The organism is Pseudomonas sp. B329, assembly GCF_023127835.1.
GTDB lineage: Bacteria > Pseudomonadota > Gammaproteobacteria > Pseudomonadales > Pseudomonadaceae > Aquipseudomonas > Aquipseudomonas synxantha_A.
On record NZ_SPKP01000007.1, the window covers coordinates 23,713 to 50,137 of the forward strand.

At 60.4% G+C, this 26,425-nt stretch carries 22 protein-coding genes; 9 read left to right on the top strand and 13 right to left on the bottom strand.

The window, feature by feature from the left end:
- Positions 1-106: 106 nt before the first annotated feature.
- Positions 107-1,039 (top strand): iron-sulfur-binding ferredoxin reductase, encoded by a 933-nt coding sequence (locus E4P00_RS04460; RefSeq protein ID WP_248092580.1) that lies wholly within the window; start codon positions 107-109, stop codon positions 1,037-1,039.
- A 160-nt stretch (positions 1,040-1,199) separates the two neighbouring features.
- Here E4P00_RS04460 and pyk read toward each other — a convergent pair whose 3' ends face one another.
- Positions 1,200-2,651 carry a pyruvate kinase gene (gene pyk / locus E4P00_RS04465; RefSeq protein WP_005790976.1) on the bottom strand — a complete coding sequence of 484 codons (1,452 nt, stop codon included), beginning with the start codon at positions 2,649-2,651 and terminating at the stop codon, positions 1,200-1,202.
- Positions 2,652-2,827: 176 nt separating this feature from the next.
- On the opposite strand from pyk, the gene E4P00_RS04470 reads away from it, so the two are divergent.
- Together E4P00_RS04470 and E4P00_RS04475 are read left to right on the top strand one after the other, a co-directional pair.
- Positions 2,828-3,202, top strand: coding sequence for a hypothetical protein (locus tag E4P00_RS04470; protein ID WP_103734699.1), 375 nt, complete (start codon positions 2,828-2,830; stop codon positions 3,200-3,202).
- 223 nt (positions 3,203-3,425) lie between these two features.
- Positions 3,426-3,785, top strand: coding sequence for a PilZ domain-containing protein (locus tag E4P00_RS04475; protein ID WP_032881230.1), 360 nt, complete (start codon positions 3,426-3,428; stop codon positions 3,783-3,785).
- Positions 3,786-3,794: 9 nt separating this feature from the next.
- Here the strand turns inward: E4P00_RS04475 and E4P00_RS04480 are convergent, their stop codons facing one another.
- From E4P00_RS04480 to E4P00_RS04505, 6 genes are read right to left on the bottom strand one after another with little or no spacing between them, the layout of a single operon-like run.
- Entirely contained in the window at positions 3,795-5,126 is a 1,332-nt protein-coding gene (locus tag E4P00_RS04480) for a DUF58 domain-containing protein (protein ID WP_248130770.1), read from the bottom strand.
- Positions 5,127-5,133: 7 nt separating this feature from the next.
- The gene (locus E4P00_RS04485) at positions 5,134-6,129 is read right to left on the bottom strand and encodes a MoxR family ATPase (protein WP_078822203.1); all 996 of its coding nucleotides are present in this window, start codon (positions 6,127-6,129) and stop codon (positions 5,134-5,136) included.
- Positions 6,126-7,283, bottom strand: a complete 1,158-nt coding sequence (locus E4P00_RS04490; protein WP_216092051.1) for a DUF4350 domain-containing protein — start codon at positions 7,281-7,283, stop codon at positions 6,126-6,128. Before E4P00_RS04490 ends, E4P00_RS04485 begins: the two co-directional genes overlap by 4 nt.
- Complete coding sequence (locus tag E4P00_RS04495) at positions 7,280-8,809, bottom strand: DUF4129 domain-containing protein (RefSeq protein WP_032879680.1); 1,530 nt, start codon at positions 8,807-8,809, stop codon at positions 7,280-7,282. The genes E4P00_RS04490 and E4P00_RS04495 overlap by 4 nt, the downstream gene beginning before the upstream one ends.
- Entirely contained in the window at positions 8,796-9,776 is a 981-nt protein-coding gene (locus E4P00_RS04500; RefSeq protein ID WP_148852635.1) for a stage II sporulation protein M, read from the bottom strand. The genes E4P00_RS04495 and E4P00_RS04500 overlap by 14 nt, the downstream gene beginning before the upstream one ends.
- Entirely contained in the window at positions 9,773-10,465 is a 693-nt protein-coding gene (locus tag E4P00_RS04505; protein ID WP_032879683.1) for an RDD family protein, read from the bottom strand. Before E4P00_RS04505 ends, E4P00_RS04500 begins: the two co-directional genes overlap by 4 nt.
- A 167-nt stretch (positions 10,466-10,632) precedes the next feature.
- On the opposite strand from E4P00_RS04505, the gene sbcB reads away from it, so the two are divergent.
- On the top strand, positions 10,633-12,060 hold the full coding sequence (gene sbcB, locus E4P00_RS04510; RefSeq protein ID WP_248130772.1) for an exodeoxyribonuclease I: 1,428 nt from the start codon (positions 10,633-10,635) through the stop codon (positions 12,058-12,060).
- Between the two features lie 90 nt (positions 12,061-12,150).
- On the opposite strand, the gene mvaT is transcribed toward sbcB, so the two are convergent.
- Complete coding sequence (gene mvaT, locus E4P00_RS04515; protein WP_005790963.1) at positions 12,151-12,525, bottom strand: histone-like nucleoid-structuring protein MvaT; 375 nt, start codon at positions 12,523-12,525, stop codon at positions 12,151-12,153.
- A gap of 350 nt (positions 12,526-12,875) precedes the next feature.
- Here mvaT and purU point away from each other — a divergent pair, with 350 nt between their 5' ends.
- Entirely contained in the window at positions 12,876-13,724 is an 849-nt protein-coding gene (gene purU / locus E4P00_RS04520) for a formyltetrahydrofolate deformylase (RefSeq protein WP_005790961.1), read from the top strand.
- A gap of 124 nt (positions 13,725-13,848) precedes the next feature.
- Here the strand turns inward: purU and E4P00_RS04525 are convergent, their stop codons facing one another.
- The 4 genes from E4P00_RS04525 to E4P00_RS04540 form a co-directional block, all read right to left on the bottom strand.
- Entirely contained in the window at positions 13,849-14,958 is a 1,110-nt protein-coding gene (locus E4P00_RS04525) for a lysylphosphatidylglycerol synthase transmembrane domain-containing protein (RefSeq protein WP_248130774.1), read from the bottom strand.
- Positions 14,946-15,698 (bottom strand): polysaccharide deacetylase family protein, encoded by a 753-nt coding sequence (locus tag E4P00_RS04530; protein ID WP_248130776.1) that lies wholly within the window; start codon positions 15,696-15,698, stop codon positions 14,946-14,948. Before E4P00_RS04530 ends, E4P00_RS04525 begins: the two co-directional genes overlap by 13 nt.
- Entirely contained in the window at positions 15,691-16,812 is a 1,122-nt protein-coding gene (locus E4P00_RS04535; RefSeq protein ID WP_248130778.1) for a glycosyltransferase family 1 protein, read from the bottom strand. Before E4P00_RS04535 ends, E4P00_RS04530 begins: the two co-directional genes overlap by 8 nt.
- A gap of 148 nt (positions 16,813-16,960) precedes the next feature.
- Complete coding sequence (locus E4P00_RS04540; protein WP_103734708.1) at positions 16,961-18,850, bottom strand: methyl-accepting chemotaxis protein; 1,890 nt, start codon at positions 18,848-18,850, stop codon at positions 16,961-16,963.
- 205 nt (positions 18,851-19,055) lie between these two features.
- Between E4P00_RS04540 and E4P00_RS04545 the strand changes: the two genes are divergently transcribed.
- Positions 19,056-20,534 carry a helicase HerA-like domain-containing protein gene (locus E4P00_RS04545; protein WP_005790951.1) on the top strand — a complete coding sequence of 493 codons (1,479 nt, stop codon included), beginning with the start codon at positions 19,056-19,058 and terminating at the stop codon, positions 20,532-20,534.
- Between the two features lie 3 nt (positions 20,535-20,537).
- On the opposite strand, the gene E4P00_RS04550 is transcribed toward E4P00_RS04545, so the two are convergent.
- Positions 20,538-20,993, bottom strand: a complete 456-nt coding sequence (locus E4P00_RS04550; RefSeq protein WP_005790949.1) for a DciA family protein — start codon at positions 20,991-20,993, stop codon at positions 20,538-20,540.
- Between the two features lie 306 nt (positions 20,994-21,299).
- Here E4P00_RS04550 and secA point away from each other — a divergent pair, with 306 nt between their 5' ends.
- The 3 genes from secA (at position 21,300) to E4P00_RS04565 (ending at position 26,341) form a co-directional block, all read left to right on the top strand.
- On the top strand, positions 21,300-24,035 hold the full coding sequence (gene secA / locus E4P00_RS04555) for a preprotein translocase subunit SecA (RefSeq protein ID WP_248130780.1): 2,736 nt from the start codon (positions 21,300-21,302) through the stop codon (positions 24,033-24,035).
- Between the two features lie 124 nt (positions 24,036-24,159).
- Positions 24,160-25,377, top strand: a complete 1,218-nt coding sequence (argJ, locus tag E4P00_RS04560; protein WP_005790945.1) for a bifunctional glutamate N-acetyltransferase/amino-acid acetyltransferase ArgJ — start codon at positions 24,160-24,162, stop codon at positions 25,375-25,377.
- A gap of 19 nt (positions 25,378-25,396) precedes the next feature.
- Positions 25,397-26,341: a Nudix family hydrolase gene (locus E4P00_RS04565; protein WP_078822309.1), complete on the top strand. Its 945-nt coding sequence runs from the start codon at positions 25,397-25,399 to the stop codon at positions 26,339-26,341.
- Positions 26,342-26,425 lie beyond the last annotated feature (84 nt).

Consider the following 26,425-nt stretch of genomic DNA (forward strand, 5'->3'; position numbering starts at 1 on the left):
AAAGGCGCGGCAGTATAACCCGGCACGGTGGCCGATACACCCGACTATGGTCAAACTGTCGCAGGCATGATTCCCTGTGCGCGCTCCTTATGCTTGAGACCCTGATATGCCTGAACTGTACGTCGGCGAACGCCACTGGCCGGTCACCACCGGCAGCAACCTGCTGGATGCCTTGAATCAGGCAGGTGTGGCCGTGCCCTACAGTTGCCGGGCCGGCAGTTGCCATGCGTGCCTGGTGCGTTGCCAGGGCGAAGTCGACGACCAGCAGCCTGACGCGCTGAGCTCGGCGCAACGCCAGGACGGGTGGCGCCTGGCGTGTCAGTGCCGGATCAGCGCTGATCTGAGGGTCGAGGCGTTTGATCCGTTGCGTGATGGCCTGCCTGCGCGGGTGGAGGGTGCCGATTGGCTGAGTCCGACGGTGCTGCGCCTGCGCCTTCAACCCGAGCGTGGCCTGCGGTACCGCGCCGGGCAGCATCTGGTGTTGTGGGCAGGGCAGGTGGCGCGCCCCTATTCCCTGGCGAGCGTGCCCCAGCAGGACCCGTACCTGGAGTTTCATATCGATTGCCGTCAACCCGGGGAATTCAGCGATGCTGCTCGCCACTTCAAGGTCGGTGAGCCGTTACGCTTGGGCGAGTTGCGCGGCGGGGCGTTGCACTACGACCCTGACTGGCAAGCCCGGCCCTTGTGGCTGCTGGCCTCCGGCACTGGGCTGGGTCCGTTGTGGGGGGTATTGCGCGAAGCGCTGCGCCAGGATCACCAGGGTGCCATCCGCGTCATTCACCTGGCCCATGATGCCCAGGCTCACTACCTGGCCGAACCCCTGGCGGCGCTGGCCGCGCAGCATCAGAACCTTGTGGTGGAGTTATGGACTGCAGATGAGTTGGCCCAGGCATTGGGGCAACTGCGGCTTGCTTCGCGACAAACCCTGGCCTTGGTCTGCGGGCATCCTGCCAGCGTCGAAGCCTTTTCCAAGCGCTTGTTTCTGGCGGGGCTGCCGCGTAATCAACTGTTGGCCGATGTGTTCCTGCCCCGTGGTTGAGTGCTGACTGTCGAGTACAGGCTTTGCGGGTGTACGCGGTTAACTGTGAGAGGGGGCTTGCTCCCGATGAGGCCCGACGGTTCAACACCTCAGCCGGCATTTGAAATGCAAAAAGCCCCGCCATTCTCATGGCGGGGCTTTTGTTTTTTCAGCCTGTCACTCAGACCTGTGGGTCGCCCACATGCAGGATCTTCATGCCATTGGTGCCACCGGTGGTGTGGTAGCTGTCGCCCTTGGTCAGGATGACCCAGTCGCCTTTCTCCACGACGCCGCGCTTGACCAATTCGTCGATAGCCTTCTGGCTGACTTCGTTCGGTGCCAGCGATGCCGGGTCGAACGGGATGGTGTATACGCCACGGAACATGGCCGCGCGGGCCTGGGCTTCGCGGTGCGGGGTGAACGCGTAGATTGGCACCGAGGAGCGAATGCGCGACATGATCAACGGCGTGTAGCCACTTTCGGTCAAGGCGATGATCGCTTTAACGCCCGGGAAGTGGTTGGCGGTGTACATGGCTGCCAGGGCGATGCTCTGGTCGCAGCTTTCGAAGACCTTGCCAATGCGGTGGCTGGAGGTCTTGCTGGTCGGGTGCTTTTCCGCGCCGACGCAGATGCGTGCCATGGCCTGGACGGCTTCCAGCGGGTACGGGCCGGCGGCACTTTCAGCCGAGAGCATCACGGCGTCGGTGTAGTCGAGCACGGCGTTGGCCACGTCGGACACTTCGGCGCGGGTCGGCATCGGGTTCTGGATCATCGACTCCATCATCTGGGTCGCGACGATCACCGCCTTGTTGTGGCGGCGTGCGTGCAGGATGATCTTCTTCTGGATACCGATCAGCTCGGCGTCACCGATTTCCACACCCAGGTCGCCACGGGCAACCATCACGGCGTCGGAAGCCTTGATCAGACCGTCGAGGGTTTCGTCGTCGGCCACGGCTTCGGCACGTTCGATCTTCGCTACCAGCCAGGCGGTACCGCCGGCTTCGTCGCGCAGTTTACGGGCGTATTCCATGTCGGCGGCGTCGCGAGGGAAGGACACCGCGAGGTAGTCGACTTCCATTTCGGCGGCGAGCTTGATGTCGGCCTTGTCTTTTTCAGTCAGGGCCGGCGCTGTCAGGCCGCCACCGCGGCGGTTGATGCCTTTATGGTCGGACAGCGGGCCACCGATGATCACGGTGCAGTGCAACTCGGTCGGGGTCGCAGTGTCGACGCGCATGACCACGCGACCGTCGTCCAGCAGCAGTTCGTCACCGACGCCGCAATCCTTGACCAGGTCGGGGTAGTCGATACCGACAACGTCCTGGGTGCCTTCGGTCAGCGGGTGGCTGGTGGAGAAGGTGAACTTGTCACCGATCTTCAGCTCGATCCGCTTGTTGGCGAATTTGGCGATACGGATTTTCGGGCCTTGCAGGTCACCCAGCAATGCGACGAAGCGGCCATGCTTGGCGGCAAGGTCACGCACCAGCTTGGCGCGAGCCTTGTGCTCGTCCGGGGTGCCGTGGGAGAAGTTCAGACGGGCGACGTCCAAACCAGCCAGAATCAGCTGTTCGAGGACTTCCGGCGAGTTGCTGGCCGGGCCAAGGGTGGCGACGATTTTGGTACGACGGACGGACATGCACAGACTCCTGAGTTCAAGCGCTGGGGAAGGCTACTATGCTCTTTCGTTGTAGTCATTGTTCGTTTGCACTACTTATCGACGATTGCCTTTGTTTTTGCTGCAGTTGGATGGGCAAACAGCCTTGAAGATTTTCGCCCGGGGGTCGATACACTGCACAAGACAGGAGAACCCCCATGCGAATTTTGCTTGTTGCTGCCCTGGCCGTCAGTGTTGTCGGCTGTACCCGCTGGTCGATGGACCACCATTTGAACAACGCCTACCGTGCCTATGGGGTGGGCGACTGCGCACGTGTCACCCTGGAGTTGTCCCAGGTCGATCGCGAAAGCCGTACCCGTCGCTATGTGCAACCGGAGGTTTCGATGTTGCGCGGGCAGTGCCTGGAGCGGCAGAAACTGTTTGTCGATGCCGCACAAACCTATCAGTTCATCATCAGCCAATACCCGTCGAGCGAGTATGCCTACCGCGCTCGCGCCCGGCTCGATACCTTGCAGCAGTTGGGGCATTACCAGGGCGGTGGCGTCGCAAAACCACGGCCAGCGTCGTTGTAATGAAATTTGTCATTTCATGGCTGGCCCGTTGCCAGTCTTGGGCTATTCTTTGAAGGTCTGTTTGTATAAGTTTTCATTCGAACGGATGCAAGGCCCGGATTTGGCAGCTGTCTGGTGACGAGCGGTACCTGTTGTCAAACCGGGATCCAGGGAGAGCGAGCGGTTGCTCGCTCCGAATCACTGGCACAGTCAGACTTTTGGCTATTGGATGGCGACTTTCATCATGTTTACTGCGCGACGGATCGAACGGCATCAATTGCCTTACTTTTTGCAGGTGTTCAACCGTATCACCGACAAACCAATCGGTTTTTTGGGCAATGTGTCTGAAAACGGGCTGATGTTGATCAGCCAATTACCCATGATGATCAATGTGGATTTTGAGCTGTGCCTGAAAGTACCAACGGCACAAGGCGAATTTCAGACGATTGATCTCACAGCGACCTGTTTATGGAGTCATGAGGATGTCAATCCTCAGCACTATGACTCCGGGTTCCGGGTGCAGAATGCATCCGAAGAGTACAGGCAATTGATTGATGCCCTGTTGCAGTACTTCAGCTTTGATCCTCAACAGGCTTCCGTCTGAACACAGCAGTTAGAAAACCCCGGCTTTTTTCCATCCCAGGTAGCGCGTCACCAGCGTGGCGCCCATTTCTGAAGGCAACGTGTCCAATACTGAAAGCCCATGAGCGCTCAAGCGATCATGGAGTTGGTTTCGGCTGTTGAGGTAATCGACGGTGCCACTGTAGGCCAGTGCTTCGGGCAATGTTTGCACAGGGGCCTGGCGCAGTTGATCGAGGATTTCCTCTCGCAGGCTGGCCACCAGTACGCGGTGTTGCCTACCGATTCGTTTGACGGCGCTCATCAGCGCTTCATCATCCTCGTCCCGCAGGTTGGTAATGATGATCACCAGTGCCCGGCGTTTTTGGCGTGCCAGCAATTGATGGGCGGCAGCCTCATAGTCGGCGGTGTTTCGGGTGGCCTCCAGATCGTAGACAGCATTGAGCAAAGTGTTCAACTGGCCACTGCCCTTGACCGGCTTCAGGTAGCGCGGTTGGTCGCTGGCAAAGGTGCACAACCCCACGGCGTCGCCCTGTCTCAGGGCGACGTAGCTCAAGAGCAGGCAGGCGTTGAGGGCGTGGTCGAAATGAGATAGCTCGGCATCCTGGCTGCGCATGCGCTGGCCGCAATCGAGCATGAATACGATTTGCTGGTCGCGCTCGTCCTGGTATTCCCGGGCGATCGGTGTGCGTTGACGGGCGGTGGCTTTCCAGTCGATCTGGCGCAGGCTGTCGCCTTCACGAAACTCGCGCAGTTGATGAAATTCCAGGCCTAATCCCCGGCGTTGATGTTGGCGCACGCCCAACTGGCTCAGCCAGTTATCCACACCCAGCAACTGCGCGCCATACAAGCGGGCGAAATCCGGGTAGACCCGGGTGGCGTCGTGGGTTTCGATGCATCGCCGTGCCGACCACAGCCCCAATGGGCTGGGCAGCCAAAGTTCGCAGCGACTGAAGCTGAAATGCCCGCGTCGCAAGGGACGAACGCGATAGCCCAACTCGCCGCGCTCGCCAGGGCGCAATTCAATGGATTGAGGCAGGTTATCCACACTCAGGCCATCGGGCACGTGATCGAATACCTGCACGGTCAGTAGCTGAGGAAAGTCGTGCTCCAGGCTCAGGCGCACTTCTTCCCAGCGGCCCAGCGCCAGGCTGCCGGGCAGTTTCCTGTGGACGCGCACCGTGGGGCGACGGTGCAAGCGTGCGGCATCCAGCAGCGCCAGCAGCAGCAAAGCCAGCAGCAGGCCCCAGGCCACTGAATGCAAGGTTTCAGGTACCTTGAGCTGCAACGCGACGGAAGCGCCCAACAAGGTGTTCAGGCCAAGCAGCACACCCAGCCAGATCAGGAGCAGACGGGTCGGTTTCATGGGCGTGTCATTGCCTTGGCGCCGCTACTTGATCCAGCAACTGCTTGAGCACCTGATCCACCTCCAGGCCGTCGATGTCCAGTTCCGGCGCGATGCGTACCCTATGCCGCAGCACTGCCAGGGCACAGCCCTTGATGTCATCGGGTGTCACGAATTCTGCACCACGCAACAGCGCCCGAGCCCGGCCGCCGCGTACCAGGGCGATAGAGGCCCTGGGCCCGGCACCGATGGTCAGTCCTGGCCAACTGCGTGTGGCGCGCGCCAGGCGCACAGCGTAATCGAGCACCTGTTCATCCAGGGGCACGTCACTGGCGATCTGCTGCATCAGCACCACATCCTCGGCCTGCAGCACAGTGCGCAACGGCTGCACATCCAGCATGTCTGCCCTGGATGAGCGCGTCACTTCGCGGACCATGTCCAGTTCTTGTTGGGCGTCGGGGTAGTCCATGCGGACCTTGAGCATGAACCGGTCCAACTCGGCCTCGGGCAACGGGTAGGTGCCTTCCTGCTCGATGGGGTTCTGGGTCGCCAGCACCATGAAGGGCTCGCCGATGGGCAATGCCTCGCCCTCAAGGGTGACTTGGCGTTCCTGCATGGCTTCGAGCAACGCTGCCTGGGTCTTGGCCGGGGCGCGATTGATTTCGTCGGCCAGCAACAGGTGGGTAAACAATGGCCCCTTGCGCAGTTTGAACTGTTCGGTCTGCAGGTCGTACACGGCGTGGCCGGTGACATCGCTGGGCATCAGGTCCGGGGTGAACTGGATACGGGCGAAATCACCGCCAAAGCATCGGGACAGGGCACGTACCAGCAAGGTCTTGCCGAGCCCGGGTACGCCTTCGAGCAGTACATGGCCGCCTGCGATCAAGGCGGTGAGTACATCGTCAATCACCTGATCCTGGCCAATCACTGCCTTGCGCAATTCCACACGCAGGGCCTGGGCTTGCTGGCTGGCACGTTGCAGGTTCTCGGCGGTCAGGGCGGTGGCCATTGGAGAGTCGCTCATAAGGCATTCCTGAGGGTTTGCAGGCACGCAACCTGTCGGCTGAAGTCGGCGCTGGAGAGCCGTTTCTGCGTCAGTGGTTCGAGTGCCTGGCTGATGATGTGAGGGGGTTGTCGCGTCAGGTGTTCCAGCACCTGCCACTGCTCTGCTGTATCGAGATGCTCAAAGCCTGGATGGCGTCGCCGGGCGGCGCGCAGGATGTCGTGCTGCAAGGCTTGCAGCAAGGTGCCCTGGCCGCTGCGGCGCAGCAGGAAATCGGCGCTGGCCTTCAAATGTTCCTGGAGCTGCCGACGTGCCTTGGGCGTCGGTGCCTGGATCGGGCCCTGGCGCATGGCGGCCTGCCATAGCGCCAGGGCAAGCAGTGCCGCAAGGGCGACGAGGGCCTGTGGGAAATATCGAATCAACAGGGTAAACAGATCGTCCGTTTCACTGTTGAACAGCAAGGTGACGTCAGTCTCCTGGGTCAGGTACCACAGTAACCAGGCGTTATCGTGTTGGCCGATGCTTGGGGTTTTCCACAGGTCGCTATCGGTAATCACAGTGACGCGGCCGTGCCCCAGGTTGAGTTGCATCAGGTGGCTTGAATGGGCGCTGTTGGCGGAAAACTGCGCCAGGTGTTTGGGGTCGATGAGGTTGAAGTCGGTGTCAAAAATGAAATACGCCGGGGCGGTTTCGTTGTCGACATAAAGCCTGGTCAAGTCTGCCGCAGGCTTTTTACGGGCAGGCGCCGGTTCGTCGAAGGTTTCGCTCAAAGCCTGGTGGATATCAAGGCGATCAAGCAGCAGGTCGCCGCTCTTGCTGGTCTCCTCGTCCCACAATGCCTCGGCGACCAGCAGCAAGTGCCCGCCGGCGTTTGTCCAACCCAGCAGTTGCTCGACCTGGCGCGGGGTCATGTTGCTGCGTTCCCCCAGCAGCAACAGGCTATGACCTTTGGCGGGTAGGTCCGCGAGCCGTTCAAGGCCGTTGGCGCGTTCCACCACCAGGCCTTGCTGGTGCAGGAAATGCTCGGCGGCCAGATAAGGATTGGCGAGTGCATCCGGCGATGGGCCGCGATCCACCACTTCGTCATAGGGGATTGCCTTGTGCCAGGCGTACAAGCCACCCATGCCCAGCAGGCACACCAGCAGCAGCGCCACCCACAATAATGGCCGGTTCATTGGCTGGCTCCGTCATTGAACAGAGCGCGCCAATCGCTGCACAGCTTTTGTTGGGTCGAGGAGGGCGGCAGGCGATGACCATAGGCGAGGTTTTGCCAGTGACGCGTCAGTTCGTCACTGAACGCCAGCAACTGCGGTTGTTGCAAGTGTCGAACGCGCTCCAGCACCTGGCCTTCGGTGTCGGCGCTTTTGAGCGGCAGGTCGAATTCATGCAGCAGCCGGCTGAGCAGGCCGCGATACAGCAGGCCAAGGGCTTGCCTTGGCTGAGTGGGCCATAGTTGTTCGGCGGCGCTGGCGATGTCTTGCGGCAATGTATCGAGCCCCAGCTCAAGCCCGAACAACTGAGCGGGGGTAGGTGTGGCGGTCGCAGGGCGGGCGCGCCGGCTGCGGCTGACAAAGGTGCGTAGCCACTCACGGTAACGCCACACCACCAGGGCCAGCCCACCAATCACCAGGCTCCACAATAGTATTTCCAGGGTTTTGGCGAGGGGCTTGAAGGTATCGCTGTTGAGGTTGTCGAGTAAGGCCTGGAGCCAACCGGGTAATTTACCGTCGCCACGGGCTGTGCTTTTAACCGGTGTTTTTTCTTCACCAAACCGATAACGGGTGACGGTTTCCGGATTCTTGAAGGGCGGCTTGTCCAGCAGTGCCTTGATGGACTGACTGGCAGCCTGGGTATTGAGTGGCTTATGGCCCGTTGATTCATCGGCCATGGCGGGTGGGCTGAACGGTATGAGCGTCAGCCCGACGACCAGCAACAACAGCGACGCAGCACTGCTCAGGCGCTGACGCAAACGGCGCAATACCAACTCCAGGTCCCAGGCTTCCAGAGCCGTACGCCGATTGAGGTACAGGCTGAAACCACAGGCAACGTAGATGGGTTCCCAGAACACCAGGATCAGCGCGTAAAAGGCATTGCCCAGGTGCTCCAGCCACAGCACGTTCGGGCTGGTTGCCAGTGCCAGGCGTTGCCAGTCCCAATCCATTTCCAGCTGCTGCGGGATGAATAAATAGAACAGCGCCATGGCGCCGAACCACAGGCCGATTTCCAGGTGTACGCCGATAATGGTCAGCCAGCGGGCGGCACCAGCGTTACGTTGCAGCAATATCCCCAGGCGCTGTTGCCGCGCCTGACCCTCGAGGCCTTCAAGTTGACCTACCGGCAACGTAAAGCTGCGGCTCATGCTCAGGCGTCGCCAGGTCAGGCTGGCGAACAGTTGGCCCTTGAGCAGTTGCGGCCACTGGCGAACGGCCTGTTTGAGACGGGGGGGCTCGCCAAACAGGGCTTTGGAAAGAATGTACAGCGGCAAGCGGTCAAAGGCCGGCTTGAGCCACCAGAACAGAAACATGGCCAGCGACGGGTAATTCCACAGCAGCACGGTCAGCGAGATAAACACCGGCAGGCTCACCATTGCCCAACTGCCCATCAGCAGCAAACGATGTTCCCTGGCCATCAGTACGCCCAGGTCCATGGCTTCCCAGGAAGTACGCGGGCGAATCACCACGCTGGCGTCAGTCAGGCGCATGGCGAGTCCGTCCGGCGAAGATCAGATAAACGGCCACCAGCAGCCAGAGCGCGGTGCCTACCAGGTATTTGAGCCAGGGCTCGATGTGGGTGGTGGAGGACCAATAGGCTTCGATGAACGCCGCGATCAGCAGAAACACCATGACGCCGCAGAGTATCCGCACACTTTTGTGGGCTGCCAGGCGCAAGGCCTCGCTACGTGCCAGCCGCCCGGGAGCGATCAGTGACCAACCCAATTGCAAACCCGCGGCACCGGCCAGCGCAATGGCGCTCAATTCGAATGCGCCATGACCGATGACGAATGACCAGAAGGTTTGACCATAGCCAATGTCGGTCAGGTGCCCTGAGACAGCGCCGATGACCAAGCCGTTGAAAATCAGGAAGAACACGCTGCCCAGGCCAAACAACAGGCCGGCGGCAAACGTCTGGAAGGCGATGCCGATGTTGTGCATCACGTAATAGCCAAACATCATCCAGTCCTCGCTGGCTGCACGCTCGGCAGCGCGCCCCAGACGACTGGCGGCGGGGTCGTACATGCCCTGCATCTCGGCCACCTGTTGGGCGCTGACGATGCTGTAGATCAGGTCGGGGAACAGGTAGACCAGCAGTGCAATGCCCACCAGGCTGCCGAAGAACAGCAGACCGGCGATCAGTACGAAGCGCCACTGTTCACGTACCAGGCATGGGAAATCGGCGAGCAGGAACGCCAGCATCTTGGCCGCCAGTTGGCTGCGATGGCGATACAATTGTTGATGGCCGCGCAGCGCCAGTTGCTGCAGCCGGTCTACCAGGTAGCTGCTGTAGCCACGCTGTTGGGCCAGGGCCAGGTGTTGGCACAGGCGTCGATACTGGTGAGGGAAGTCAGCCACTCCGCCAGCCTTGGCTTTGCCTTGCTCCAACTGCTCAAGTTGCTGCGCGAAGGTTTGCCATTGCTGCTGGTGGCGGCTTTCAAAAAGACTCTGCTTCATGTCGGCCCCAATAAGCCACGGGCCACACCGTTGAGTTGCTCCACGGCGCGTGCCGGAGGCACTTGCAGGGGCGTGGCGAGGATCGCCGCCAGTTCATGCACGCGTTCGGCAGACAGCTCCGCCTGGCGCTCGGCAAAACCGAGGATGGCCCGCTGTTCGCTCAACTCCAGTGCAAAGGGCAGCCGCAGCGCGGCGGCTTGAGGGATACGCGGGCGCACCAGCGGTAGTTCGCGGTAGACCACCAGTGTACCGGCGGCCAGATCGCCCAGACGCTTGAAATGCGGGTGTTGCAGGCAGCTGATCGCACCGAGGAAATAACCAAAAGGCAGCATGTCGACAAAGCGCAGCAGGTTGCGGATCAGCGACGCCGACCAGCCAATGGGTGTGCCGTCATCCTGGACCACCCGCAGGCCCATGACCTGCTTGCCCGGCGAGCAGCCCTGGTTGAGCACTTCAAACAGCACCATGTACCACCAGCTCACCAGGAACAGCAGCAGCGACCCCAGCCCGATGCCAATATTGCCCAGCAGCGCCAGGGGCACCAGCAGGATGCCCATGATTATGCCACGCACACCCAGGTCGAATGCAAAAGCCAATGCCCGGGATGGCAGGCCGGCAGGGCGCAAGGGCAGGTCGATCCCCTCCGGGGTCTCGATTTGGTAATGGGTATCCAAAGGAGCTGGCGGCATTGCGATCCCTGGCAGTGCAAAGCGGTTAGGAGACACGGATGCTAGCAGTGTCGACGCTGGAAGCAACCACTCAAGGTTTTGCTGGATATTTATACAGTAAAGGTATCGCTGGCCCCAGACGCCTTGCAGCGCCTAGACTTTGTCGGTCTTCAGCACAGGAATAGCCCGTGACCTCGATTTTCTGGTACGACTATGAAACCACCGGTATCAACCCGCGCAACGATCGCCCACTCCAGGTAGCTGGTATCCGCACCGATCTCGAACTCAACGAGGTCGGTGCGCCGATCAATCTTTATTGTCAGCCCGGCGACGATATTCTGCCCCATCCGGCTGCGTGCGCGATCACCGGTATCACGCCAGGCGTCCTGGCACAGAAGGGCCTTGCCGAAGCCGACTTCATGACCCGGGTGCACGCCGAGTTGGCCGCGCCAGGCACCTGCGGCGCCGGTTACAACACGCTGCGGTTTGACGATGAAATGACGCGCTACAGCCTGTACCGCAATTTTTTCGACCCTTACGCGCGCGAGTGGCAGGGCGGTAACAGCCGTTGGGATTTGATCGACGTGATGCGCACTGCCTATGCGCTGCGGCCGGAGGGCATTATCTGGCCTGAGCAGGACGGGCGCGTGACGCTCAAGCTGGAGCGGCTGACCCACGCCAATGGTATCGACCATGGTCAGGCACACGATGCGTTATCTGATGTGCGTGCAACCATCGCCCTGGCGCGATTGGTTCGGCAAAAGCAGCCCAGGCTGTACGAGTGGTTATTTCAACTGCGCAGCAAGCAGCGAGTTATGGATGAGGTGCGGTTGTTGCAACCAATGGTGCATATCTCCGGGCGTTTTTCCGCCGAGCGCCATTACCTGGGCGTGGTCTTGCCCCTGGCCTGGCACCCGCGCAACCGCAATGCGTTGATCGTCTGCGACCTTGGGCTCGACCCACAGGGGTTGCTGGACCTGGATGCACAGACCTTGCGCGAGCGCCTCTATACGCGCCGTGATGAGTTGGCGGACGGTGAACTGCCGGTGCCCCTCAAGTTGTTGCATATCAACCGCTGCCCGGTGGTAGCACCGTTGAAGGTGTTGCGTGCGCAAGACCGCGAGCGTCTGCAACTGGATATGAACACCTATCAGGCGCGGGCGCTGCGGCTAACTGACGCACAGGAAGTTTGGCGCGACAAGTTGGCGGCCATTTACGCCGAGGAAGACTTTGCCTCGAATGCAGACCCGGAGCAGCAGCTCTACGATGGTTTTATTGGCGATCGGGATCGCCGGTTATGTGAACAAGTTCGCATGGCAGAGCCCGCCCAATTAGCACATCAATCGTGGCCGTTCGATGATCATCGTTTGCCGGAATTATTATTTCGCTATCGCGCACGTAACTTCCCTGAAACCTTGAATACAGAGGAACAACAACGCTGGAGACTTTTCTGTCAGCAACGTTTGTCAGATCCGCAGTGGGGAGCACCGAATACCCTGATGGCATTTAAGCAGGCGCGCGAGGAGTTGGCGCTTAGTGCCACCTCATTTCAGTGCCAGGTGCTGGATCAATGGCAGGAGTATGCCGATTCTTTAGCGGCCCGCCTGAGCCTGTAGGCCGGTAATTGCTGAGTATTCAGACAATAAAAAACGCCAGCAAGCTGGCGTTTTTAATGTGTAGCGTATCGGGTGAACGTCCGACCAGGCTTAGCCCAGCAGAGTCGCCCAACCTTCAACTACGTCACCGCCCCACTTGGCTTTCCACTCTTTCAGAGTTTTGTGGTTGCCACCTTTGGTTTCAATCACTTCGCCGTTGTGCGGGTTTTTGTATTGCTTGACTTTGCGAGCACGCTTGGTGCCGGTAGTTTTTACAGCGCCGCGCGGCGCTTTAACTTTCGACTCTGGATCCAGCAGCGCGATGATGTCACGCAGGGATTTGGAGTATTCACCCATCAGGGTGCGCAGTTTGCCTTCGAATTCCAGCTCGGTTTGCAGCTTGTCGTCTTGGGACAGGTTCTTCAAACGGGCTTGCAGCTCTTTGATTGCTTCTTCGGTGGCGCGGTATTCGTTGATCAGGGACATGTGGACTACCTTATGTAGAACGCTGATTGACAGGGTGAGTGGCCTAATAATAGTCAGGCAATTTCACCAAGTAAACATTTAAGAAAATATTTATGTGAAGCAGATTGAATGTTTGTGGCAAAGCGATGCAAAAGTGTTAATTGGCAGCCGTTACGCCGAAAGATAAATACCTTAATTTTTCGCTAACTGTCTGGGCGTGCCGTTGTACGGTCATATAGCGATGGTAAAGCCTTACGCTATTAAGGGCTGTTGCCACCAGGCGGCTGCAGAATAAGGCGCAAGGAATACTGCAGTTTTTCTGCGCAATCGCTAGAATAGCGGCCTTTGCGAAGTTCTGGAGTTTCCCCCTAATGCGCACTTTTCGGCTGGTGATTGCTTGCCCGGACCGGGTTGGCATCGTTGCCAAGGTCAGTAACTTTCTGGCTTCCCACAATGGTTGGATCACCGAGGCGAGCCATCACTCGGACGATCTCAGCGGTTGGTTTTTCATGCGTCACGAAATTCGTGCCGATACGCTGCCCTTTGGCCTGGAAGCTTTCCGCGAGGCGTTTGCGCCCATCGCTGAAGAGTTTTCGATGACCTGGCACATCACCGACACGGAACAGAAAAAACGCGTGGTGCTGATGGCCAGCCGCGAATCCCACTGCCTGGCAGATCTACTGCACCGCTGGCACAGCGACGAGCTGGACTGCGAGATCGCCTGCGTGATCTCCAACCATGACGACCTGCGCAGCATGGTCGAGTGGCATGGCATCCCGTATTACCACGTACCGGTCAACCCGCAAGACAAGGAGCCGGCATTCGCCGAGGTGTCGCGCCTGGTCAAGCAGCACGAAGCGGATGTGGTGGTGCTGGCGCGCTATATGCAGATCCTGCCACCTGAACTGTGCCGCGAATACGCCGGCAAGGTGATCAATATCCATCACAGTTTCTTGCCATCGTTTGTTGGGGCCAAGCCGTATCACCAGGCTTCCCTGCGCGGCGTGAAATTGATTGGCGCGACGTGCCACTACGTCACCGAAGAGCTGGACGCCGGCCCGATCATCGAACAGGACGTGGTGCGTGTCAGCCACAGTGACAGCATCGAAGACATGGTGCGGTTTGGCCGGGACGTCGAGAAGATGGTGCTGGCCCGTGGCCTGCGTTACCACCTGGAAGATCGGGTATTGGTACACGGCAACAAGACCGTGGTGTTCTGATCGTTCGGGTTTGGTTGAATAAGCAGGGGCCTGGGAGTAAAACTCCTCAGGCCCTTTTTTATTCCTGCTATCAAGGAGGCCTCTATGACCGATCCACTCGATAAAGCCACCTCCAGGGCGCCCGCTACGGTGGGCGAGGGTTGTCTGAGTCGCTACGACCCGCAGGCGCTGGGCGCCGAGGATGGTACTGAGTTTCCCGATGCGGCCCGTTTGTGGGAACAGCTGCAGGCGCAGGACGAGCCGCCTGTCGATCCTGTAAAAGACGCTTGAACAGCGGTTTGCCGACCATCAGCACAAAGACCGGGGCGCCGGCCAGCAGATAGAAGTAATAGGTGACCGCCCGCCAGATCAGGATTGCCGCTGCCGCAGTGGACTTGCCGACCATGGGGGCCAGTAAGGCCGCTGATGTCAGCTCTGCCGCTCCCGCCCCGCCCGGCAACAGACTGAACTGCCCCGCCGTCAGGGACAGCATCTGGATCAGGAAGCTCAAGGCCCACTGCACATCCCCGCCCAAACCGCGCAGCGCCAGGTACAACACGCTGTAGCGCAACAACCAATGCAGGCTGGTCAGCGCGAACACACCGAGCAACAAGGGCCAGGGTAATTTCAGTGTGGCAGTGAACGCCGCGAGAAAACGCAGCAACCTGCGAGCCCAGCGCCGACGGGTGGGGGCCCTTACCCTAATGGCCTTGAGCATCGCGCCGGCCAGGCGAATCAGACGACGATGAAAACGCACCACCGCCAGGCCACTGATGATCCCGCCGATCATCGATATGACACTGAGCCCCAGCAACCATTCCAGGCGCGGGTTGAGGCTATGGAACAGCGCATACAAAACGATTCCCGCCAAGGCGCACAGAAAAAACAGCAAATCGCTCAACTGGTCCATGGCGAATACCGCGCTCGCACGGGCAGGGCGTATGCCATTGCGCGCCAACAACGCCATCAGGGTCAGCGGTCCGCCGCTGCCGCCGGGCGTGGCGCACATGGCGAACTCGGTCGATATCACTGCCCCCAGGCTTTTGAGCCGTCCCAGTTGGCTGCCTTGCTCGCCCAGCAACAGGCGCAGACGCAGGCTGTTGATCAGCCAGCAGCCGATAATCATGGCAAACATCCCCACTAGTTGGGGCAAGGGAAACTGCCGCAGGCGCGCAACCGTTTCGCCGCCGCCCAGCCATACGGGTATCAACAGTGCGACCAAGAGGGCCAACAGCAGCCAGATCAATCGGCCCATGACTGCGTCTTCAGCCAGGCGGCCTTGGTGTGGGGGCGACGACCCGCGTTGAGCAGGCGTTGCAGGGTTTGCAGCCAGTAACGACGGGAAAACTCGTGGCGCATGTCCACCGGGTGCAATCCCAATCGGATCAGCGGGGCCTCGCGCCAGCGCTGTTCGCGCCGGTCGCTGAGCACTTTGGACAGCCTGCGGCGCCAGGCGCTGCGGGCACTCCAGACCAGACCCGGGGCATCGATAGGGGTGAAGTCAGGCAGGCGATAAAGATGCTGCGGGTCGCTGGTGTAGCAAAGCGGTAACTGGCGCAACGCCTGGCGGGTGCCTTCGCTCATCAACCAGGCCGGGGCGACAAAGCCGTGCAACGGCCAGTCATTGCGCTGGAATATTTCGATGCCGGCAGTAAGACGCCGCAACGCCTCGGCCTCGGACAACTGGTAAAACTCGCCTTCATGGGTGTAGATGCGCCGCATGAACCACTCTTTCGGCGAACGCGGCGCAGGTTGGTCGTCGCAGTGGTAATAGCCGTGCAAGGCGAGTTCGTCGCCCTTGGCGACGCGGCTGTCGAGCAGCTGGCGAAAATCGCGGTGGGCTGCCAGGGCATCATGGTGATGGAAGTCCGGCACCACCAGCCAGGTGATGGGCACGTTGCCCAAGGCATCGACGGCGTCCACAAAGGGCCGGTAGTCGGCCCAGGTGCTCGGTGCCACGTCGTGCAGCACCAGCATCAGCGCAGGTTCAGCCATGGGCGAGCATCGGCTTATGACTGCCCAGCACCGCGTGGTAATGCCCCAGCAGGCTGTCAACCACCGTGTCCCACGCGTAATGCTGCTCGACATGGCGCCGAGCCTGGGCGCCCAAACGCCGGCTGTCGGTGCTGAACAGTTCGCGCACCGAATCGGCCATCGCCTTGGGGTCGTTGGGGGCACACAGCAGGCCACAGCGCTCATCGACAATCTCGGTAAAGGCCCCGGCCGCGACGGCGACGACCGGGATGCCACTGGCCATGGCTTCCAGAATCACCAGACCGAAGGTTTCCTGGTCGCCGCCATGCAACAAGGCGTCGGCGCTGGCCATCAGCCGGGCGACATGGTGAGCGGGGCGGAAACCATCTATCACAGTTACATTGTCCGGCACGCTGGCTGGCATACCGGAGCCCACCAGCAACAAGTGGTAGCCCTCGCCCAGGCGCTTCATGCAGTTGAGCAGTACCGGCAGGTTCTTCTCCTTGGAACCGCGTCCGGCGAAGATCAACAGCCGTGTATCTTGGCCAATTCCCAGTTCGGCACGCAGGCCGGGGTCGCGCGCATCCGGGGTGAAGGTGTGCAGGTCAACCCCCAGAGGTTGGACGAAGACGTTTTTTACCCCGAGTCCACTGAGTTTGTCGGCCATTACCTGGCTGGGGGCGAGCACCCGGTCAAAATTCCCATAGAGTTTGCTGACATAGGCTTCAACGTTGGGAGTAAACCAGGGCCCCATGCGGTTGCTCACCAGCAGCGGCAGGTCGGAGTGGTAGAAGCCGATGACCGGCACATCCAACTGACGCCGGGCATCCAGCGCTGCCCAGGCAGTCAGGTATGGATCGCCGACTTCGATCAGATCGGGCTGTAAATCGTGCAGGACATTTCGCCAGGGCGCCAGGCGAAGGGGGAAGCGGTAACCCTTGCCAAAGGGCAGGGCAGGGGCCGGTACTTTGAAGACCCCGTCCTGTTCGCTCAAGTGCGCGCCGGGGATCAACAGGCTATGGCGAATCCCGGGCTTGAGCGCCAGACGTCGATGCTTGGCATCGAGGTAAGTGCGTACGCCACCGCTTGCCGGGGCGTAGAACATGGTTATGTCAGCGATATGCACGATGAACATCCCTCCGATCCATTGCTCTCCCTAGATGGACCTGAGGTAAGGATAGATGTTCGGTTTAGATTCGCAGGATGAAGGTGGCGGGAGCGGAAAAATGCACTGTGTAGGAGCGAGCTTGCTCGCTCCTACAGGTGGATTAAGGTGGGGGACCTCAGATCCGGAAGCTACCCACCAATTGCTTCAGGCGCGAGGCCTGTTGTTCCAGGTCCGAGCAGGCGCGCAGCGTCGATTGCAGGTTTTCCACCCCTTCCTGATTGAGGGTGTTGATCTCGGTGATGTCCATGTTGATCGACTCCACTACCGAGGTCTGTTCTTCAGTGGCGGTGGCGACCGACTGGTTCATGCCGTCGATCTCGCCAATGCGCTGGGTCACGCTGTTCAAGCGCTCACCGGCCAGGTTGGCGATTTCAACGCTGTCCAGGCTGTGACGCTGGCTTTCACTCATGGTACTGACCGAATCGCGCGCGCCCACTTGTAGCTCCTCGATCATCGTTTGCACCTGTTGCGCCGATTCCTGAGTGCGATGGGCCAGGTTGCGCACTTCATCGGCCACCACCGCAAAGCCACGCCCGGCTTCCCCGGCGCGCGCCGCTTCGATGGCGGCGTTGAGCGCCAGCAGGTTGGTTTGCTGGGAAATGCTGGTGATCACTTCCAGGATCTGGCCGATATTCACTGTTTTGTTGTTAAGTGCTTCGATATTGCTGCTGGAGGCGCTGATCATGCTCGATAACTGCGTCATTGCCTTGATATTGCGCTCAACCACTTGCTGGCCGTCTTCAGCCAAATGCCGGGCGTCGCTGGCCTGATTGGAGGCTTGCGCAGCGTTGCGCGCGATCTCTTGGGCGGCGGCACCCAGTTGGTTGATGGCGGCGGCGACGCTGTTGGTGCGGTTGGCCTGTTCGTCGGAGTTGACCATCGACGAATTGGAGGCGCTGACCACGCGCAGCGCCACTTCATTGACCTGCTCGGTGGCTGACGAGACTTCGCGAATCGAGGTGTGGATGCGCTCCACGAAGCGGTTGAAGGCCGTACCCAGGGTGCCGAACTCATCGTTGTTCTGGATGATCAGGCGCCGGGTCAGGTCGCCCTCGCCGTCGGCGATGTCCTGCATGGCCCGGGTCATCAGGTGCAACGGCTGTAGCAGCACGCGGATCAACATGCCCAGCAAGGCGATGATGATCACCACCGCGATGATCGTGGCGATCACGGCTGATGTGCGGAACTCACTGAGCATGGCGAACGACTTGGCTTTATCCACCGACACACCCAGGTACCAGTTCACCGATGGCAGGCCCTTGATCGGGGTGAAGGTCACGATGTTGGTTTTGCCGTTGGCTTGTACTTCGCTGAAGTCGCTGCTGATCTTCGGCGTGTCCTTTGGATACACGTCAGCCAGGGTCTTCATCACCAGGGTTTTGTCCGGGTGCACCAGCACCTTGCCGTCGGCACTGACCAGGAAGGCATAACCCATGCCGCCGAAATCCAGCGCGCCAATGTTATCCACCAGGGTTTGCAGGCTCAGGTCGCCGCCTACCACACCGATACTTTGGCCGCCCTTGGCGCTGGGGGTGGCCACGGAGATGATCAGTTGCCCGGTGGCCGCGTCTATATAAGGTTCGGTCAGGGTTGAGCCATTGCTGGCCTGGGCGCCCTTGTACCAGGGGCGAACACGCGGGTCGAAGCCGTCGGGCATCTTGGTGTCAGGGCGAATGGTGAAGGTGCCCTGGCTGTCACCCACGTAGGTCGCCATGAACGAAGACGTCAGCGCTTTCTGTTCCAGCAGGCTGGCAACCACGGACGGTTCAGGATTGATGGCAATGTTTTGCGCAGCGTTTTCCACCAGGGCGATACGCCCGGTGAGCCAGGTCTGGATATTGCTGGCGGTAACGTCGCCCATTTCGTGCAGGTAGTTATTGAGGTCGTCACGAATCGCATTGCGCTGCAGGTAGTCGTTGTAAAGGGTAAACAACGCGAAGGCGGCGATGACGATAAGGGAGGCTGCAAGCAGGATCTTGTGGCTGAAGCGCAGATTTTTATTCATGGCTTGTAGGGTCCGCTAAGGTCTTAATATCCGAGGCGCGTCCTATAGGGGAGGCGCAAAATGGCAGCGTTAAAAAAGGTGTGGTATTTCTGGTGATAGCTCCGTTGGTCCATATCGGAATTATCTGACCATTTTTTAGTCTTTGTCGGGCTTACATCCGTCTATATCGACCTCGCGGCACTAAAGATTAACCATAGGTGACGAAATGCCTGACTCCACACAACTGCTTATCGGTGCCGGCCTTGACGGCCAGCCCATCGCCCAGTCCATGCGCCTGGCCAACCGTCACGGGTTGATCGCCGGCGCCACCGGCACCGGCAAGACCGTCACCTTGCAGCGCCTGGCCGAAGCCTTCAGTGATGCGGGCGTGGCGGTGTTCGCCGCTGACATCAAGGGCGACCTCTGTGGCCTGGGCGCCGCCGCCAACCCTCAGGGCAAAGTGGCCGAGCGCATTGCCGGTATGCCGTTCCTGGATTACACGGCCCAGGCGTATCCGGTCACCCTGTGGGATATCCACGGGCAGTCCGGCCATCCGCTGCGCACCACCATCAGCGAAATGGGCCCGTTGTTGCTCGGCAGCTTGTTGGAGCTGACTGACAGCCAGCAATCGGCGCTCTATGCGACCTTCAAGGTGGCCGACCGCGAAGGTCTGTTGCTGCTGGATCTCAAGGATCTCAAGGCACTGCTCAATCACCTGCGCTATCACCCGGAGCTGCTGGGTGACGACGCGGCGTTGATGACCACCGGTTCCAGCCAGGCGCTGTTGCGGCGCCTGGCGGTGCTGGAGCAGCAGGGCGCCGAAGCCTTGTTTGGCGAGCCGGCCCTGCAACTGGAAGATATTCTGCAACCGGCCAGCGATGGCCGCGGGCGCATTCATCTGCTCGATGCCAGCCGGCTGGTGCATGAAGCGCCGAAGGTCTACGCGACCTTCCTGTTGTGGCTGCTGGCAGAGTTGTTCGAGCAATTGCCGGAGCGTGGCGATGCCGACAAACCGCTGCTGGCGCTGTTTTTCGACGAGGCGCATTTGCTGTTCGCGGATACGCCAAAAGCCTTGCAGGAACGTCTGGAGCAAGTCGTACGCTTGATCCGCTCCAAAGGCGTCGGCGTGTACTTTGTCACCCAATCGCCGGGCGACTTGCCGGATACGGTGCTGGCGCAACTGGGTTTGCGCATTCAGCATGGTTTGCGTGCGTTCACCGCCAAAGAGCAGAAATCCCTGCGGGCGGTGGCCGACGGTTTCCGGCCCAACCCGACCTTCGATACCTTGTCGGTGCTCACAGAGTTGGGGACGGGTGAGGCGTTGGTGGGAACCTTGCAGGAAAAGGGCACCCCGGAAGTGGTCCAGCGCGTACTGGTTGCTCCCCCGCAATCGCGGATCGGGCCGCTCAGCGCAGCAGAGCGTGCGGCGTTGGTCGCCAGTTCGCCGCTGTTGGGCCGCTATGACAAGCCGGTTGACCGGGAGTCGGCCTATGAAGTGCTGATGGCTCGCAAGGAACTTGGGCCCACCGAGGAAACCGCACCGACCGCCGAAGAACCGAGCTTTACCGACAAGGCCGGTGCATTCCTGGGGACTACTGCCGGCAAGGCGCTGAAGTCAGCCATGCAGCAGGCGGCCAATCAAATGGGGCGCCAGTTGGTGCGTGGCCTGTTGGGCTCGTTGCTGGGCGGCAGCAAACGCAAGTAGTGTTCAGGCTTTGGGCCGGGCATGGGCGGCCAGCCGTTCCAGGGCTGCGCGCAAGCCTGGGTCGCTGATCCCTTCGGCGGTTGCCTGCAGGGTTTCGGCCGCATTTTCCGACAGGTCCATCGTATGCCCCACTGCGCCTTGCGGCACGGTGGGCGGCTGTACCTTGAACTGAATGCGCGTCAAACCGGCGAACTCGTCAAAGACCATCAACTGGCGCTGCAAGCGTTTTTGCTGATAGCGCAAGCGTGTGGCCCAATGGCCATCAGTGACAATTAATAGCAGATTGCCTTCTCGCCAGGACGCCACATGACAATGCTCACGTGCGGCCGGTTGCAACTGGCTTTCAAGCAGGCGCTGCAAACGGCCCAAGCGTTGCGCATGGCCAAAGATGGCTTTCAACGGCTTGGCTTCGCGAAGCAACACGCCGGGAGCGCGGGCTGTAAGAGGGCGAAATGCCATGTTTAGACACCTTAGGTAACAGAGCGGTTATCTTACCAGAAAGCGCCGGTACGCCCCGCGGCCATGCCTTGGCTGGGCTTTACCCATGAAATCAATAAGTAACTTCTGCGCTCTATGGGTTGAAGTTCGCGCAAAAGCCCTTATTTTAAACAAGCCCTCTCATAGCGCCGCGCCTGCATCGGGAAACAACGTTACTTTCCTCACCCACGATTCCGGGTAGAATGCGCGTTCGCAATGCGGCCGTGAGGGCTGCTCGGGCCACTCACGGTGCGCCCTCCATCCCTATGTGTGGAAGAACCTGCCGATATGTTTGCGCCTTTGTTAAAGAAACTTTTTGGAAGCAAGAATGAGCGCGAAGTCAAACGCATGCTCAAGACGGTGCAGCTGGTCAATGCCTTCGAGGAGCAGATGGTTGCTCTGTCGGACGAGCAATTGCGCGCCAAGACCCAAGAGTTCAAGGCCCGCATAGCCAAAGGTGAAACCCTCGACAAGCTGCTGCCCGAAGCCTTCGCGGTCGCCCGCGAAGCCGGTAAGCGCGTTATGGGCATGCGCCACTTCGACGTCCAGTTGATCGGCGGCATGACCTTGCATGAAGGCATGATTGCCGAAATGCGTACCGGTGAAGGCAAGACCCTGGTGGCAACCCTGGGCGTTTACCTCAACGCACTGTCCGGCAAGGGCGTGCACGTTGTGACGGTGAACGACTACCTGGCCCGCCGGGACGCCAACTGGATGCGCCCGCTGTATGAATTCCTCGGCCTGACCGTCGGCGTGGTAACGCCGTTCCAGCCGCCGGAAGAGAAACGCGCTGCCTACGCCGCCGATATCACCTACGGCACCAACAACGAATTCGGTTTCGACTACCTGCGCGACAACATGGCGTTCAGCATGGAAGAAAAATTCCAGCGTGAACTCAACTTTGCCGTGATCGACGAAGTCGACTCCATCCTCATCGACGAAGCCCGTACGCCGCTGATCATCTCCGGTCAGGCCGAAGACAGCTCGCGCCTGTACACCGAGATCAACAAGTTGATCCCGCGCCTGGAGCAGCACATCGAGGAAGTCGAAGGCGTGGTGACCAAAGAAGGTCACTTCAGCATCGACGAGAAGACCCGCCAGGTCGAACTCAACGAAGCCGGTCACCAGTTCGTCGAAGAGATGCTGACCCAGATCGGCGAGCTGGCCGAGGGTGAGAGCCTGTACTCCGCGCACAACCTGGGCCTGTTGACCCACGTGTACGCCGGCCTGCGCGCCCACAAGCTGTTCCATCGCAACGTCGAATACATCGTGCAGGACGGCCAGGTCGTGCTGGTTGACGAACACACCGGTCGTACCATGCCCGGTCGCCGTCTGTCCGAAGGCCTGCACCAGGCCATCGAAGCGAAGGAACACCTCAACATCCAGGCCGAAAGCCAGACGTTGGCGTCCACCACCTTCCAGAACTACTTCCGTCTGTACAACAAACTGTCCGGCATGACCGGTACGGCCGACACTGAAGCGTTCGAGTTCCACCAGATCTACAACCTGGCCGTGATGGTCATTCCGCCGAACAAACCGTTGGCGCGTAAAGACTACAACGACCTGGTGTTCCTGACTGCCGAAGAGAAATACGCGGCGATCATCAACGACATCAAGGACGGCATGGCCAAGGGCCGCCCGATCCTGGTGGGTACCGCCACTATCGAAACTTCCGAGCACGTGTCCAACCTGCTTAACAAGGAAGGCATCGAGCACAAGGTACTCAACGCCAAGTTCCACGAAAAGGAAGCCGAGATCATTGCCCAGGCCGGTCGCCCTGGCGCGCTGACCATCGCTACCAACATGGCCGGTCGTGGTACCGACATCCTGTTGGGCGGCAACTGGGAAGTGGAAGTGGCCTCGCTCGACAACCCGACCCCTGAGCAGATCGCCCAGATCAAGGCTGACTGGCAGAAGCGCCACCAGGCCGTGCTGGAATCCGGTGGCTTGCAGGTGATCGCCTCCGAGCGTCACGAATCGCGCCGTATCGACAACCAGCTGCGTGGCCGTGCCGGCCGTCAGGGGGACGCCGGTTCCAGCCGTTTCTACCTGTCGCTGGAAGACAGCCTGATGCGCATCTTCGCCTCTGATCGGGTGAAGAACTTCATGAAGGCCCTGGGCATGCAGTCCGGTGAAGCGATCGAGCACCGCATGGTGACCAACGCCATCGAGAAAGCCCAGCGCAAGGTCGAAGGCCGCAACTTCGACATTCGCAAGCAACTGCTCGAGTTCGATGACGTCAACAACGAACAGCGTAAAGTGATCTATCACATGCGTAACACGTTGCTGGCCGCCGACAATATTGGCGAGACCATCGCTGACTTCCGTCAGGACGTGCTCAACGCTACCGTCAGCGCCCATATCCCGCCACAGTCCCTGCCTGAACAGTGGGATGTTGCCGGCCTGGAAGCGGCGTTGAAGAGCGACTTCGGTGTCGACTTGCCGGTTCAGCAATGGCTGGACGAAGACGACCACCTGTACGAAGAAACCCTGCGCGAAAAACTGATGGCCGAACTGCTGGCCGCGTACAACGAGAAAGAAGAGCAGGCGAGTGCCGAAGCACTGCGCACCTTCGAGAAGCAAATCGTGCTGCGCGTGCTGGACGACCTGTGGAAAGACCACCTGTCGACCATGGACCACCTGCGTCACGGCATCCACCTGCGCGGTTACGCCCAGAAGAACCCGAAGCAGGAGTACAAGCGCGAGTCGTTCACGCTGTTCTCCGAGCTGCTGGATTCGATCAAGCGCGATTCGATTCGCGTGCTGTCCCACGTTCAGGTGCGTCGCGAAGACCCGATCGAGGAAGAGGCACGCCTGCGTCAGGAAGCCGAGGCGCTGGCTGCGCGCATGCAGTTCCAGCATGACGAGGCTCCGGGCCTGGACGCGCCTGAAGCGTTGGGCGAAGAAGTCGACGTGGCCCTGGCTCAAAGCCCGGTTCGCAATGATCAGAAACTGGGCCGCAACGAGCTGTGCTTCTGCGGTTCGGGCAAGAAATACAAACACTGCCACGGCCAGATCGAATAAGATTTTCGCCTGACGCTGCAACACCCCTGCGCCGCGACCGGCACCAGCCGTCGCGGCGTTTTGCCATTAATTCCCACCGTCGATAGCGACGGCACAGACATCATCTATTTCAAGGAGCGCATACATGGCTGTTGGTCTTGGTCCTTTGCCCACATTGCACCCGGTCGCCGGTTTTGAACTCGGTATCGCTTCGGCCGGCATCAAGCGCCCGGGGCGCAAGGATGTGGTAGTGATGCGCTGTGCCGAAGGCTCGACCGTGGCAGGTGTATTCACCCTCAACGCTTTTTGCGCCGCGCCAGTGATCCTGGCCAAGCAACGGGTGGCCGGGTCGATTCGCTACCTGCTGACCAATACCGGTAACGCCAACGCCGGCACCGGCGAGCCTGGCCTGGTGGCGGCTGCGCGCACCTGCGCCAAGCTGGCGCAACTGGCCGGCGTGGACGCCAGCCAAGTGCTGCCGTACTCCACCGGCGTGATCGGTGAGCCGCTGCCAGTGGAAAAAATCGAAGGCGCCCTTCAGGCTGCGCTGGATGACCTGTCTGTGGATAACTGGGCGGCTGCGGCCACCGGCATCATGACCACGGACACCTTGCCAAAAGGCGCGAGCCGCCAGTTCGTGCATGACGGCGTGACCGTCACCGTGACCGGTATCAGCAAGGGCGCAGGCATGATCCGTCCGAACATGGCCACCATGCTCGGTTATATCGCCACCGACGCCAAAGTCTCCCGCGATGTGCTGCAGCGCCTGATGCTCGATGGCGCCAACAAGTCGTTCAACCGCATCACCATCGACGGCGACACCTCCACCAACGACTGCTGCATGCTGATCGCCACTGGCCAGGCCAATCTGCCGGAAATCACGTCCACCGAAGGCCCGCTGTTCGCGGCGTTGAAACAGGCCGTGTTTGAAGTGTGCATGGAGGTGGCCCAGGCCATCGTGCGCGACGGCGAGGGCGCGACCAAGTTCGTCACGGTTGAAGTCAATGGCGGCGGCAACCATCAGGAATGCCTGGATGTGGGTTACACCGTGGCTCACTCGCCGCTGATCAAGACCGCACTGTTTGCATCGGACCCGAACTGGGGGCGTATCCTGGCCGCCGTTGGCCGTGCCGGCGTGCCGGACCTGGACGTGAGCAAGATCGACGTGTTCCTGGGCGATGTATGCATCGCCAGCCGCGGTGCCCGTGCCGAAACCTACACCGAAGCCCAGGGCTCGGCGGTGATGCAGCAGGAAGAAATCACCATCCGCATCGAACTGGGCCGCGGCGAGTGCAGCGAAACCATCTGGACTACCGACCTGTCCCACGAGTACGTGAAGATCAACGCGGAATACCGTACCTGATACCAAGAGGAAACTGGTGGTGAAACGAGTGCATGTAGCAGCAGCGGTGATCCGCGGTGTCGACGGCAGGATCCTGTTGGCGCGCCGTGCCGATACCCAGCATCAAGGCGGCCTCTGGGAATTTCCCGGCGGCAAGGTGGAGGCCGATGAGTCGGTCTCCACGGCCTTGTCCCGTGAATTGCAGGAAGAGCTGGGCATCCAGGTCACCACGGCGCGGCCGCTGATCAAGGTGCAGCACGACTACCCGGACAAGCAGGTATTGCTGGATGTCTGGGAAGTCTCGGCGTTTACCGGCGAGCCTCATGGGGCCGAAGGGCAGCCGTTGGAATGGGTGTCGCCGCGGGACTTGCTCAACTACGAGTTCCCGGCGGCGAATGCGCCGATTGTTGCTGCTGCGCGCCTGCCGGCCGAGTACCTGATCACCCCCGGTGAGCTGGAAACCCCGATGTTGTTGCGCGGTATCCAGCAGGCCATCGCTGGTGGCATCAAGCTGGTTCAACTGCGTGCGCCCAACGGTTATGACCCCAAATACCGCGATCTGGCGGTGGATGCGGTTGGCTTGTGTGCCGGCAAGGCACAACTGATGCTTAAAGGGCCGTTCGAATGGCTGGGGGATTTCCCTGCCGCCGGCTGGCACATGACCTCGGCGCAACTGCGTAAGTATGCGAGCAAAGGCCGGCCGCTGCCGAAGGATCGCTGGTTGGCGGCTTCTTGCCACAACGCCGAAGAGCTGGCACTGGCAGAGATGATGGACGTGGACTTTGTCACGCTGTCGCCGGTACAGCCGACCCAGACGCATCCGGATGCGCAGCCTTTAGGTTGGGAGCAGGCGGCGCAGTTGATCGCCGGGTTCAGTAAGCCGGTGTTTCTGCTGGGCGGGGTTGGGCCTGCGCAGCGGGAGCAGGCCTGGGAAGCCGGGGCGCAAGGCGTGGCTGGGATTCGGGCGTTCTGGCCGCAGGTTTGATGTTGCGCTGACGGGCCCTATCGGGAGCAAGCCCCCTCCCACACTTGAATGTATTCACAATTCAAAATGTGGGAGGGGGCTTGC